Genomic DNA, 13,550 nt, shown 5'->3' on the forward strand with positions numbered 1-13,550 from the left:
CAGTAAGCACACATTTTGTGTGGCACCGAACCTCCTGTAGGAGCGGGCTTGCCCGCGATAGCAATGGAACAGGCGCTACATCACTACCTGAACAACACCTTCGCCACATCCGCAAACCGCTTGGCGAAATGCACGGTAATCCCTTCCTTCAGGTAATCGGGCAACTCTTCGAAGCTGCCACGGTTGGCCTCCGGCAGGATCAGTTCGAAAATCTTCTGCCGCCGTGCCGCAATCACCTTCTCGCGCACCCCGCCAATTGGCAGTACATGCCCGGTCAGGGTCAGTTCGCCGGTCATGGCCACGCCTTTTTTCGCCGGTTGGTTGCGCGCGAGCGAGAGCAGGGCGCTGGCCATGGTCACGCCGGCACTCGGGCCGTCCTTGGGGGTGGCGCCTTCCGGCACGTGCAGGTGGACGAAGGCCTCGTCGAAGAACTTCGGGTCACCGCCAAACGACTTCAGGTTCGAGCTGACGTAGCTGTAGGCAATTTCCGCAGATTCTTTCATCACATCACCCAACTGCCCGGTGAGCTTGAAGCCACGGTTGTGCGTGTGAATGCGCGTAGCCTCGATCGGTAGTGTGGCGCCGCCCATGCTGGTCCAGGCGAGACCTGTGATCACGCCGGTGCCGGACAGCACCTGTTCGTTGCGGAACACCGGATGGCCCAGCGACGCTTCGAGGTCTTTCGGGCCGAGTTTGATCACTGCCTTCGGGTCGTCGATCAGCTTCATCACGGCCTTGCGCACCAGTTTGCCCATCTGCTTTTCCAGCTGGCGCACACCGGCCTCGCGGGCGTAACCGTCGATCAGGGCCTTCAAGGCGCTGTCGCTGATGGACAGGCTGCCCTTGGACACGCCGGCCTTCTCCAGCAGCTTGGGCCACAGGTGACGCTTGGCGATGGCGACTTTTTCCTCGGTGATGTAACCCGACAGGCGAATGACTTCCATGCGGTCGAGCAACGGTCCGGGGATCGAGTCCAGGGTGTTGGCGGTGCAGACGAACAGCACCTTGGACAAGTCCATGCGCAGGTCAAGGTAGTGATCGAGGAATTCGACGTTCTGCTCCGGGTCCAGGGTCTCGAGCAGCGCCGAGGCCGGGTCGCCCTGGTAGCTCTGGCCCATCTTGTCGATTTCATCGAGCATGATCACCGGGTTCATCACTTCGACGTCCTTCAACGCCTGCACCAGCTTGCCCGGTTGCGCACCGATGTAGGTGCGGCGATGGCCCTTGATCTCGGCTTCGTCGCGCATGCCACCGAGGCTGAAACGGTAGAACGGCCGGCCCAGGGATTCGGCGATGGACTTGCCGACGCTGGTCTTGCCCACGCCTGGCGGGCCGACCAGCAGCACGATGGAGCCGCTGATCTCGCCTTTATAGGCGCCGACCGCGAGGAATTCGAGGATGCGGTCCTTGATGTCATCGAGCCCGGCGTGGTGCTTGTCCAGCACCTTGCGCGCGTGCTTGAGGTCGAGCTTGTCATCGCCGTACACGCCCCAGGGCACCGAGGTCGCCCAGTCGAGGTAGTTGCGGGTGACCGCGTACTCCGGCGAGCCGGTCTCGAGGATCGATAGCTTGTTCATCTCTTCTTCGATGCGTTTTTGCACCTGCGCCGGCAGCACTTTGCCTTCGAGGCGCTGCTCGAACTGCTCGATGTCGGCGCTGCGGTCGTCCTTCGTCAGGCCCAGCTCCTGCTGGATGACCTTGAGTTGTTCCTTGAGGAAGAACTCGCGCTGGTGCTCGCCGATCTTGCGGTTCACCTCGGCGGAGATTTCCTTTTGCAGGCGCGCGACTTCGACTTCCTTGCGCAGCATCGGCAGGACTTTTTCCATGCGCTTGAGCATCGGCACGCAGTCGAGCACTTCCTGCAACTCGTTGCCGGTAGCCGAGGTCAGCGCGGCGGCGAAGTCGGTCAGGGGCGACGGGTCGTTGGGGCTGAAGCGGTTGAGGTAGTTTTTCAGCTCTTCGCTGTACAGCGGGTTGAGCGGCAGCAGTTCCTTGATCGCGTTGATCAGCGCCATGCCGTAGGCCTTGACCTCGTCGGTCGGCTCGCTCGGCTGGTGCGGGTACTCGACTTCCACCAGGTACGGCGGGCGATGGTGCTTGAGCCAGGTCTTGAGGCGGACGCGGGTCAGGCCCTGGGCGACGAATTGCAGCTTGCCGTTTTCGCGGCTGGCGTGGTGCACCTTGACCAGCGTGCCGTACAGCGGCAGCGCCGAGGTGTCGAAGTGACGCGGGTCTTCCTGGGGCGTGTCCATGTAGAACAGGGCCAGGGAGTGATGATCGGACTTGCTCACCAGGTCCAGGGTTTCGGCCCAGGGTTCTTCGTTGACGATGACCGGCAGCACCTGCGCCGGGAAGAACGGGCGGTTGTGGATCGGGATGATGTAGACCTTGTCCGGCAGGTTCTGGCCGGGCAGTGCGAGGCCTTTACCGGTGGAACGGCTCGGGGCGTTTTCCGGATCGGCGTACTCGCTCAGGTCTTCGGGAAAATCTTGCTGGTCGCTCATTGGGACACCTGCGCAATGGGTATGGGTCTTAGATGGGGCAGGGTGGCGGTGGTTTCAATGATACTTGGGTGTTAATTCGACCCGGCCCCTGTAGGAGCGAGCTTGCTCGCGATGGCAGTGCATCAGTCAGCAAACATGGCGCCTGACACACCGCCATCGCGAGCAAGCTCGCTCCTACAGGGGATGGGGTGACAATAAAAAAGGCGACACCTGTGAGGGTGTCGCCTTCGTTTGTCTGGCGCTAAGACTTACTCGGCCAATTTGTAAGCAATGACATAGTCACCTTGCTTGGTGCCCAGCGAACCGTGACCGCCGGCCACGACCAGCACGTATTGCTTGCCGTCCTTGCCGGTGTAGGTCATTGGCGTGGTCTGCGCGCCGGCGGGCAGGCGGCCTTCCCACAGTTGCTTGCCGTTTTTCACGTCATAGGCGCGCAGGTACTGGTCCAGGGTCCCGCTGAGGAAACCTACGCCACCGGCGGTGGTGAAGGTGCCGCCCAGGCTGGGTACGCCCATGCTCAGGGGGATCGGCACGGGCGAGCTGTCACGCACGGTGCCGTTCTTGTGTTTCCACAACACCTTGGAGGTGGTCAGGTCCACCGCCGCCACGTAACCCCAGGCCGGTGCCTGGCACGGCAGGCCCATCGGCGACAGCAGCGCTTCGAGCACTACGCCGTACGGCGCGCCCTTGTTCGGCTGCACGCCTTCGGTTTCGCTCTTGCGCGGGCCCTGTGCGGCAATTTCAGCCGCCGGGATCATCTTCGACTTGAACGCCATGTAGCTCGGGTTCACGAAGGCGATCTGGCGCACCGGATCGACCGAGATCCCACCCCAGTCGAACACGCCGAAGTTGCCTGGATAGACGATCGAACCCTGCAGCGACGGCGGGGTGAACGGGCCGTCGTAACGCATGGATTTGAAGTCGATCCGGCAGATCAGCTGGTCGAACGGCGTCACGCCCCACATGTCACGCTCCTGCAGCGGTGGTGGCATGAGGTTCAGGTCGGACTTGGGCTGGGTCGGCGAGGTGTGGTCACCTTCGACCGCGCCTTGCGGCACCGGCACTTCGTTGATCGGCACGATGGCCTGGCCGGTGCTGCGATCGAGCACGTAGATGCTGCCTTGCTTGGTCGACGCCAGTACAGCCGGCTTCACGCCGTCAGCGGTTTTCAGGTCCATCAGGGTCGGCTGGCCACCGACGTCCATGTCCCACAGGTCGTGATGGGTGAACTGGAAGTGCCAGCGCACCTTGCCGGTGGCGATGTCCAGGGCGGTCAGGCCGGCGGCGTGCAGTTCCGATTCCGGCGTGCGTGCGCCACCGAACTGGTCCGGGGTCTGGTTGCCCATCGGCAGGTAGAGCATGCCGAGTTTTTCATCGACGGCGAACATGGACCACATGTTCGGCGAGTTGCGGGTGTAGGTCTTGCCCTCGGCAATCGGCGCGGTGTCGTCCGGGTTGCCGCTGTCCCAGTTCCACACCAGCTTGCCGGTGTGCACGTCGAACGCGCGGATCACGCCGCTCGGCTCGTCGGTGGAGACGTTGTCGGTGACGTGGCCACCGATCACCACCAGGTCCTTGGTCACGGCTGGCGGCGAAGTCGAGTAATAACCACCGGCGGTGAAGCCACCGATGTTGGCGCGCAGGTCAACCTGGCCCTTGTCGCCGAAGTCTTCGCACATCTTGCCGGTGTCGGCGTTGAGGGCGATCAGGCGGGTGTCGGCGGTCGGCAGGAAGATCCGGCGCGGGCAGGCGTTGGCCGCAGGCGCTGCGCTGGCACTGCCGGTCGGGCTCTGCTCGGAGGCGTAGACGGCGTCATCGTGATACGACACGCCACGGCAGGTCATGTGCGCCCAACCCTTGAAGTTCGCCGCGTTCTGCGTCGACAGCTTCGGATCGAAGCGCCAGATTTCCTTGCCGGTGTCCGGGTCCAGGGCAATCACCTGGCTGTGCGGCGTGCACACGTAGAGCATGCCGTTGACTTTCAGCGGGGTGTTTTCAGCAGTGGTTTCGCCCGGGTCGTTCGGCCCCGGAATGTCGCCGGTGCGGTAGGTCCAGGCTTCGACCAGCTTATTCGCGTTCTGCGGGGTGATCTGCGCCAGCGGCGAGTACCGGTCACCGTGGGCGCTGCGCCCGTAGGAGTTCCAGTCACCGTCGGCCATCGCCGGGGCGGTATTGGCCATGCCCGCAACGTTGTCGCGATCCAGTTGGCCCTTGATTTCACCGGGGTTGGTGAACTGGCTGGCCAGCGCGGCCACACCGGCCAGCACCACCGCCACGCTCAGGGCGCCGGTGCCCATCGTTGCGGCGCCTTCGCGCAGCAACGGACGACGAAACCACGGCAGCAACATGACGATGCCCAGGGCGAACAACAGCGCCAGGCGCGGCACCAGTTGCCACCAGTCCAGGCCGACTTCCCACAGCGCCCATACGGTGCTGGCGAACAACACCAGCGCGTACAGGCCCAGGGCGGCACGGCGTGCCATGATCAGCAGCACCCCGGTCAGCGCCAGGCCGATACCGGCCAGCAAGTAATACAGCGAGCCGCCGAGCAGGCTCAGCTTGATTCCCAAGGCCAGCATGAACAGGCCCATTAGCAGAAGCAGAAGGCCGAGCAACGTCGGCAGCAGACGGCTTCGACTCAAAGCACCTTCAGTGCTCATAGTGTGGTTCTCCGTGATGTTTCAAGAAGTCCCTCGCAGGTTTCACTGTAGATGACGATCCGGCGAGGGCATTGGTTCAGTTGCAGGGGCGCTGATCAGAACGACGACTGGACCTTGAGCCCGCCAATCAGCGCGTCATCGACCTTGTCCACGCCACCGGGGTGGCGGATGTATTGCAGGTTCGGGCGCACGGTCAGCCAGTTCGTGACGTGCACGCCGTAATAGAGTTCGGCGCTGTATTCGGTGTCCTGCGGGGGCAGGAAGGACGGGTCGTCGTAGTCGTACACCGCGCGGGCCTGGTTGCTGGCTTCGGCGTTCTTGCGGTAGGCCGGGTTGACGTGAACCCGGGCCAGGGCAAACCCGATGTCGTCTTTGGCACGGGCATCGAACAGGCCCTTGTAGACGACACCCGCCTGGACATAGTTGTCGATGGCGTTGGTTTTCTTGTCGTGCATCGTGCCGTTGGCGAACACGCTCAGGCCGCGGGAGTTGTCGCTGGCGCGGGTGGTCAGCTGTTGTTGCAGTCCCAGCCACACGCCGTGCTTGCTCGAAGCGCTGCGGTAGGCTTCGCCGCTCAGGGCTGCCGGCTGGCCATTGCGATCCTTGTAGGCGTCCGTGGCGTTGGCGTTGCTGTAGTAGTAACCGGCGCGATACTCGCCCGGCAGGCCATTGAGCCTGGGTGTCCACACCAGCTCCACCGGCAGGACCGCGCCCTGGGTGCCGCTGCCGCTGAGCTTGAAGCCATTGCCGCGGTCGAGGTTCGACGGGTTCTGTTCATAGGCGCCGACTTGCGCATACAGCTCGGGCGTCAGGTGATACTTGACCCGCATCGCCCACTGGCTGACCGGCCAGTTGTACCAGATGCCACCCACCCAGTTGCCGACCTGTGAGCCGCAGAACGCCAGGTTCTGGAAATCGCAGGGGAAGCTGTTGAAGTCCTCGCCTTCACCGAAGCGGCCGACCTTGATGTCGAGCTTCTGGTCGAAGAATTTCTGCTGGTACCACATCTGCGTCAGGCGCCAGGTCTGGCCACGGCCCCAGACTTCCTGGGCCGAGGTGAAACCGCCGACCCGTGGATCGTTGATGCGGTCATTGCTGATGTTGTTGCCGCTGCGCTCGGTGATGGTCAGTTGAAATTCCGCGTCGTTCCAGCCGAGGATTTTCTGCAGGTCCAGATGGGTGCCCAGGGCCCACTGATCGCTGTAGCGGGCGGTGCGGTCATGGTCGTAACCGCCGTGCAGGTTGCTGCCCATTTCGCCGGTGTAATCGAGTTTGAAGTCGTAGCCTTTTTCCGAAAGCTCGTTGCGGGTGCCATTCCAGTCGCCGAGCATCCACGGCGATTCACTATCGAACGCGGGAGCGGCTTGAACGCATGTGACGAGGCTCAGGGTGGTCAGTGCGCCTATCAGGGTGTTTCGCTGGAAGGCATGTGCAGAGACAGCGCTGTCTCGTAAAGATCGCAAATAAGGCATGAGCAGGATTTCTGGTTCTTTTTCTGGGGATTGAACGGCAAGGCAGTGAAGCGCAGGCGATGAAACGTTTCAGCTTTCGGGCGCAAGGATAATGTTCTGTTACAAATTGAGAAAGGCCTTTTCCCGACATGAATTCTTTCGAAATCGGTAACAGTGTCGCGCGGCGATATGTCGCGGCTCACCTACATTTAACCCATGGTGGCCCGCAACGCTTCCTCTCGGGCAATCGCTCGGCTAAGGTGCGCGCCTTCTCCTCACTCAATGCTCAAAGGCCCGGCATGACCGAACAGAACAACGACCCGCTGCACGGTGTGACGCTGGAACAGATTCTCAACAGACTGGTTGAGCACTACGAATGGTCGGGCCTGGCCGAGCGCATCGACATTCGCTGCTTCAAGAGCGATCCGAGCATCAAGTCGAGCCTGACATTCCTGCGTAAAACGCCGTGGGCGCGGGAGAAGGTCGAGCGCCTGTACGTGAAGTTGATGCGTACCAAGCGACCGCTCTGAACATGCCCGGATTGCCTGCGCTCGTGACCTTGGCGGCCTGCCTTGGCTGGGCAGGGTTGAGCATCCAGATGTACCTGATTTTCCACTCGCGCTGGACGCTGGGCGCCAGCCTGCTCGGTGGGCTGGTGAGTTTTTTCAGCTATTTCACCGTGATCACCAACACGCTGGTGGCGACGGTGCTGACCTGTCACGTGACCCGCCGTGAATCGGCGGCCAGGCGCTGGTTCCTGCAACCGTGGGTGAGCAGTGCGGTTGCCGTGAGCATTGTCGTGGTCGGCCTGGCGTACAACGTGTTGCTGCGCCATCTGTGGCATCCCGAGGGTTGGCAGTGGATCGCTGACGAGCTGCTGCACGACGTCATGCCCCTGGTGTACCTGGCCTGGTGGTGGCTGTGCGTGCCCAAGGGCACGTTGCGTTTGCGCCACATGGCGTTGTGGGTGATCTACCCGTTGGTGTACTTCGCCTACGCGCTGCTGCGCGGGCATCTGCTGGCGGTTTATCCGTATCCGTTCATTGATGTCGACAGCCTGGGTTATCCACAGGTGTTTCTCAATGCGGGGGGATTGCTGGTGGGGTTTCTGGTGGTGGCGTTGGGGGTGATTGGGGTGGATCGGTGGCGGGGGCGGCAGGGTTGAGTTTGTAGTGGCTGGTCGATAGTTATCGCGAGCAGGCTCGCTCCCACAGAAGATCGTGGTTGTTCACAAATCTTGTGATCACTGACCTTCCATTGTGGGAGCGAGCCTGCTCGCGATGAGGCCCTCGGATCTGTCACTCCTCTTCAGAATCATCCAGCCGCCAATAACCCACAGCCTTCAGGAACTGATCGTCCACCCCATGCTCATCCAGCAGCACCCGGCGAATCTGCCGTGACACCTTGCTCTCGGTGGCGACCCAGGTGTACAGGCTGCCGCCGGGCACTTGCAGTTGCTTGACGGTGGTCAGCAGGTTGTCCTTGCCACCCTCGCGCAACACCCAGATCACATTGACCTGCGCCGGGCTGTGCAGCGCCTGTTGTTCCGCACCGTTCTCGACTTCGACCACCACCAGCGCCCGCCGGTTGGGGGCCAGGCCTTCGAGGCGACGGGCGATGGCGGGCAGGGCGGTTTCGTCGCCGATCAGCAGATAGCTGTCGAACATGTCCGGCACGATCATCGAACCCCGTGGCCCGCCGATGTGCAGGAACTGACCCGGCTGGGCCTGTTCTGCCCAGGTCGAGGCAGGGCCGTCGCCGTGCAGGACGAAGTCGATGTCCAGTTCCAGGCTGTCCAGGTCGTAGCGCCGCGGTGTGTAGTCGCGCATCGCGGGCATCGGGCCGTTGTCCCTGGCGCCCAGCACCAGGGTTTCCAGCGCCGCCTGTTCCGCGGCGTTCTGCGGGAACAGCAATTTGACGTGGTCATCAGTGCCCAGGCTGATGAAGCCGGCCAGTTCCGGGCCGCCCAGGGTGATGCGGCGCATGCGCGGCGTCAGGTCCACCACGCGCAGGACTTGCAGGCGCCGGCGTTTGATTTCGTGCATGACACGGTGAATGGATTGTTCAATCACTTCAGTCATTCGGACTTCTCCGGTACGGACGCAACGGCAGGGCCGTCGACGATGGCTTTGGCGGTGTCGTTGAGCAACGCGGCAACCCGCAGGATTTCTTCGGGGCTCCAGCGCCCGTGATGCAATTGCAAGGCGTGGCGCACGTTGTGCACCGCTTCGTGGATCTCGGGCGGCCGATCATGGCCACGCAACGAACGTTTGCTGACATCAATGCGCGTGCGCACGCCTTCGAGCGCGATCGCCTGCTCGCTTAAAGACAGACGTCCGGCGTCGGTCACGCTGTAACGTTTTTTTCCGCCCTCGGCATCGCCCTGGATCATTTCGCTCTCTTCCAGGAACGTCAGCGTCGGGTAGATCACGCCGGGGCTTGGGCTGTAGGCCCCGTCGAACATGCCTTCGATCTGGCGGATCAGGTCATAGCCGTGACAGGGCTGCTCGGCGATCAGGGCCAGCAGCAACAGCTTTAGATCGCCGGGGGCGAACACCCGTGGCCCGCGACCGCCGCGTTCGCGGCCTGGGCGTTTTTCGAAGCCGTCACCGCCATGCTCGCGATGGGGGGAATGACGGTCTCTCATTGCTCTATCTCTTCGTCGTATTTAGATACAACGTAAGATATATCTTAATACGTGGCAAGGCTTTTCCCCCGAGGCGTGCGCCGTTGGCGATGAGCGGTGCACACGGCGCAAAACTGCTGAAAAACGTGTAGTACAAATACTGTGACGATAAGAGGATATGCCTCTGTTCCTTATTTCATCAGTTCAATTAGTTCCTATTACTACATTCGTTGGTGAATTTTCCTACATACATTTCAGCTTCAATAGCTGAACATTCGCGGCGTTGAAAGTTGATCTATTTCGCTGCATGCGAATAACCATTAGTTGATCAGGCTTTTAATCAGTCTATTTCTAATAAACAGGTATTAGTGATGTTTAAAAAAGTTGCAATCGCTACTCCGGCGGCCATCCTGGCTTTGACTTCTTCCATGGCATTTGCCGAAGGTGAAGCACGTCATTCCATCAATCTGGTCGCCAAAGTACCCACCAGCGTATTTCATGTGCAGCCAGTCGATCCGGATTTGATCACCAAGGACCAGGTTCTGCACTACGATCCGATCGGCGATCAGTTGAGCAGTCTGCGTGCTCAGTTCGATACCAAGAACAGCAACGGCTCGATCGCAGCGATGCTTGAAAATGAGGCGTATCTGTCCAACGGTGTGGTCGCCGACAAGATCCCTCTGGTGGTGAAATTCAACGGCGTCACGCTGACCAACACTGCACCGGTGGAGGTTGTGAGTGAGACGGAGTCCACCCCAGGCAAACGCGTCTACCTGGACATCGCACCGACCAAACCGGCTACTGGTGGTTACAAGGCCGGTGATTACACCGGTGTAGTTGCAATGCGCTTCGACGCCGTACTGCCGCCTCGTTGATATCCAATGCCGCCTGATCAGCACACGTTGATCAGGCGCTTGTAAAGGGTCGGCGGGTCATCGCCTGCCGACCTCATGTTGACTGTATCGACTGTTAAAATTCCGAGTATTCCGTTCATGTTCCCGATGACTCCCATCGCGACTGCGCTCGCTCTTATTTTTTGCGCAAGTGCAGTGGCTGCGCCAACTAACAATGGCACGACACCTCGCAGTCTACTGGCTCAGGCCGAAGGCTTGCCGGCGGACTTCGAAGAGCACTTCTTCGATGTGCCGTTGGCTGTTCGTGTGGAACTTGATCAACAACTTCTGGGTGAAGCAATGATCGTGTTATCCCGCGATGATCGCGTCACCCTGCTCGAATTCTCTGATGTGGCCGACAGCAAGTTTTCGGCCAGTGAACGGGAAGTCTGGGCCACTTACTTCAAGCAAGGTGTCGCTCTGGGCGCCTGTGCGGGCAGTTGCCCGGAACAGATGCTGGCCACGCATTACAACCTGCAAAATTCCTTGCTCTCGATTGCCACGTCCAATGCCGAGCGCAGTGCCCAGGAAAAAAACTATTACGAACTGCCCGAAGGCGGCAGCAGTGGCCTGATTGTGCGCAATCAACTGAACCTCAACGGTGGCCAGAAGCAGGACACCGGTGGGCGGTTCGGCCTGGAAGCCAGCAGCAGCCTGGGCAATTGGACCCAGAGCCTGAACCTGCAACTGGCCCGCATGGGTGGGCCGGACGACAAGCTCTACCACGCGGTCCACGAGCTTTACAGCCAGCGCGAACTGGAAGGCAGTTTTCTGCGCCTGGGTTATTTCACCCCCAATTCCGAAGGCCTGACCCGTCAGATCCGCACATTCGGCGCGAGCCCCGACACGGCGGCCGGCCTGATGTATGGCAGCTCCGACAGCCTGGTGATCAACAGTCCCAAGCCGAGCATCTATCCGATCTATGTCACGGCCAACCGCCAGGCCTCGGTGGAGATTATCCGCAACGGCATGTTGATCAACACTCAAGCGGTGGATGCGGGTTTGCAGACGCTGGATACCCGCCCTTTGCCGGGCGGCATCTATGAAGTGGAAATACGCCTGATCGAAGACGGGCAGATCACCTCCACCACCCAGGAGCTGGTCTACAAACCGACCAATTGGCACAACCGCGACAGCCGCTTTCGCTACAACCTGTTCGCCGGCCAGGAAAGCAAACTGCTCAGCAACTGGGACGAGCAGAAATCCGGCGACATGACCGCCGGTGCCGCCTTCAACTACCTGCTGCACCCACGGGTCATTCTGGGCGTGTCGGGACGGCAGGTCCGGGACACGATGCAATATGGCACCTCGGTCGACTGGACGGTGGCCAACAACACCAACCTGTTCGCCAACGTGTATCAAACCGAGGACCACGGCACCGGGCTCGACCTGCAAGCCATGTACAGTTATGGCATAGGCAGCGTGTTCCTCACCCATAACCGCAGCTGGCTCGACACCACACGTACCTATGAAACCCTGCCGGATGGCACGCGGGTGCGCCAGCGCAACGTGTTTATTGGCCAGACGAGCAATTCGTCGATGTCGGTCAACCATCGGATCAGCAGTAAAAGTTCGCTCAACGCACGGGTCTCGCACAGCACCGGCAATGTCGATGGCACCAGTGTGGACATGGGCTGGACGCAACGTGGTTCGTTGTTCGGCAGCGATGCCAGTTGGCGCTTCTCGGTGTTCGACCGGCCAGGCAGTTACAGCAGCGGTGACCGCCGCAACCGCGGCATCGACCTGAGCGTCAGCCTGGCGCTGGGCGGTCCTGGGGAATACTGGTCGGGTAGCGTCGGTACGCGCACTTCCCGCGACGGTGACCGCGACACCAACGCCTCGCTCAACTACCGCAAGGACTTGCAGGATCACGTGCTGCAAAGCGTATCGGCCACCGCCCTGGCCGACACCTACGGCGTGGGCCTTTCCAGTACCGCCAATTTCGCCAACGACGCGGTCAATGGCGATCTGTTCCTCCAGCGTTCTTCCTACAATGACAAATTCACCGGCGGCTTGAACCTGGACAGCACCGTGGCGGTCGGCGGCGAGAAAATCGTCATGACCAGCCAGCACCGTGGCACCGGTGCGGGGATGATTGTCGACGTCGAATCGGATATCGCAGACATCGCCCTGCGCGCCGACGACTCGACCGGTGGCAGCGCCAAGCTGCGTACAGGGCGCAACTTCATCCCGATCACCGCTTACAAGAACAGCGTGGTCAGCTTCGACTTCGAGGGCAACCACCCTCCGGCCGCGAGCATCCAGCCGGCGCGCAGCCGTTATCACCTGAACAAGGGCGGCGTGGGCTACCGCAAGATCACCGTCAACAAAACCCTCACCGTTCTGGGACGCCTGATCGATCCCCAGGGCCGGCCGCTCAAGGGGCACCACGTGATCAACCACGCCAGCCGCGGCGTGAGCGAAGTCGACGGCTTCTTCTCGATGGAAATGCAGGCAGGGTCGCCGACGCTGGAAGTGCGTCAGGGCAATCAGTTGCTGTGCCAGTTCCGCCTCGATACCGCCAATGCCCGCAATGAAGACAACGTGCTGATGATCGGCGATCTGCGCTGCTCGCCCGACACCCTGGCGGAGGCCACTTACAACAGCGAAAGCGCGGGTTGAACCGTTGGCCGGACACTATTCGATAACTTCATTTATCAGGTTGAACATGATGAAACGCTTGTTGGCAATTATTGGCTTTACCCTGCTGCCGCAGATCGTGCTGGCGGGGCCGCAAATCAACGTCGGTGTGGTCTTCGACTACCTCGATGCGGATAAAAGTACCTACCTGAAACGGGTCTTCAACGGCGGCGACAGCACCGCGTTCGTGCGTATCAATATCCTCGAAATCATCTACAACGCAGATGGCACGACCGAGGAAATCCCCCTGGTCAACCAGGCCGACGCCAGCGCCCGTGACGGCCTGATGGCCAGCCCGGCACGCCTGATCGTGCCGGCCAATGGCATGCAGGGCACGCGGCTGCTGTACGTTGGCGCCCGGGATAAGGAGCGCTACTTCCGGGTGCGATTCGTTCCGGTGGTTCCTGAAAAGGAAGATGAATTCGCGGTGTCCGCGGAAGAGCGTGAGGACTACAAAAAAGGTCTGTCGGCGGGGATCAACGTACTGGCCGGATACGGCACGATCTTCTTTGTCCGCCCCACCCAGACCCGCTTTGACAGTGTGATCAGCGACACAGCAGGCAAGTACAGCATTCGCAACGATGGCAACACGGTCGTGGTCCTCGACGAGTTCAAGGATTGTTCGGCGAGCAACGAAAACGACTGCCAGCCCACCACCAAACATCACATCCTGGCCGGTCGCACGTTCCAGTTCGACAAGCAGGCGGGTCGCGAATACCGATTCAGCCTGATCGAAGGTTCAGCGACGAAGAAGCTCGAAACAAAGGGCTAAAACC

Annotated in this window: 10 protein-coding genes; 5 read left to right on the top strand and 5 right to left on the bottom strand. The window is 61.0% G+C overall.

Annotated elements, in window-relative coordinates; all coding sequences use genetic code 11:
- Positions 1–83: 83 nt before the first annotated feature.
- The 3 genes from lon to ABVN20_RS19040 form a co-directional block, all read right to left on the bottom strand.
- Positions 84–2,504 (bottom strand): endopeptidase La, encoded by a 2,421-nt coding sequence (lon, locus tag ABVN20_RS19030; protein WP_368557238.1) that lies wholly within the window; start codon positions 2,502–2,504, stop codon positions 84–86.
- Positions 2,505–2,752: 248 nt separating this feature from the next.
- Positions 2,753–5,164, bottom strand: coding sequence for a glucose/quinate/shikimate family membrane-bound PQQ-dependent dehydrogenase (locus ABVN20_RS19035; RefSeq protein ID WP_368557239.1), 2,412 nt, complete (start codon positions 5,162–5,164; stop codon positions 2,753–2,755).
- A 95-nt stretch (positions 5,165–5,259) separates the two neighbouring features.
- On the bottom strand, positions 5,260–6,636 hold the full coding sequence (locus ABVN20_RS19040; RefSeq protein WP_368557240.1) for a carbohydrate porin: 1,377 nt from the start codon (positions 6,634–6,636) through the stop codon (positions 5,260–5,262).
- A gap of 278 nt (positions 6,637–6,914) precedes the next feature.
- On the opposite strand from ABVN20_RS19040, the gene ABVN20_RS19045 reads away from it, so the two are divergent.
- Together ABVN20_RS19045 and ABVN20_RS19050 are read left to right on the top strand one after the other, a co-directional pair.
- Positions 6,915–7,145, top strand: coding sequence for a VF530 family DNA-binding protein (locus ABVN20_RS19045; RefSeq protein WP_368557241.1), 231 nt, complete (start codon positions 6,915–6,917; stop codon positions 7,143–7,145).
- Between the two features lie 2 nt (positions 7,146–7,147).
- Entirely contained in the window at positions 7,148–7,780 is a 633-nt protein-coding gene (locus tag ABVN20_RS19050; protein WP_368557242.1) for a Pr6Pr family membrane protein, read from the top strand.
- Positions 7,781–7,913: 133 nt separating this feature from the next.
- On the opposite strand, the gene ABVN20_RS19055 is transcribed toward ABVN20_RS19050, so the two are convergent.
- Together ABVN20_RS19055 and ABVN20_RS19060 are read right to left on the bottom strand one after the other, a co-directional pair.
- A complete protein-coding gene (locus ABVN20_RS19055; protein WP_368557243.1) occupies positions 7,914–8,696 on the bottom strand; it encodes a siderophore-interacting protein in 783 nt (260 codons plus the stop codon).
- Positions 8,693–9,262 carry a PadR family transcriptional regulator gene (locus tag ABVN20_RS19060; protein WP_368557244.1) on the bottom strand — a complete coding sequence of 190 codons (570 nt, stop codon included), beginning with the start codon at positions 9,260–9,262 and terminating at the stop codon, positions 8,693–8,695. The genes ABVN20_RS19055 and ABVN20_RS19060 overlap by 4 nt, the downstream gene beginning before the upstream one ends.
- Before the next feature lie 350 nt (positions 9,263–9,612).
- Here ABVN20_RS19060 and ABVN20_RS19065 point away from each other — a divergent pair, with 350 nt between their 5' ends.
- The 3 genes from ABVN20_RS19065 (at position 9,613) to ABVN20_RS19075 (ending at position 13,546) form a co-directional block, all read left to right on the top strand.
- Complete coding sequence (locus tag ABVN20_RS19065; protein ID WP_368557245.1) at positions 9,613–10,116, top strand: CS1 type fimbrial major subunit; 504 nt, start codon at positions 9,613–9,615, stop codon at positions 10,114–10,116.
- Between the two features lie 117 nt (positions 10,117–10,233).
- Positions 10,234–12,756, top strand: coding sequence for a TcfC E-set like domain-containing protein (locus tag ABVN20_RS19070; RefSeq protein ID WP_368557246.1), 2,523 nt, complete (start codon positions 10,234–10,236; stop codon positions 12,754–12,756).
- Between the two features lie 49 nt (positions 12,757–12,805).
- Positions 12,806–13,546 (top strand): molecular chaperone, encoded by a 741-nt coding sequence (locus tag ABVN20_RS19075; protein ID WP_368557247.1) that lies wholly within the window; start codon positions 12,806–12,808, stop codon positions 13,544–13,546.
- Positions 13,547–13,550: the final 4 nt, after the last annotated feature.

It is taken from the genome of Pseudomonas sp. MYb118 (genome assembly GCF_040947875.1).
Lineage (GTDB): Bacteria > Pseudomonadota > Gammaproteobacteria > Pseudomonadales > Pseudomonadaceae > Aquipseudomonas.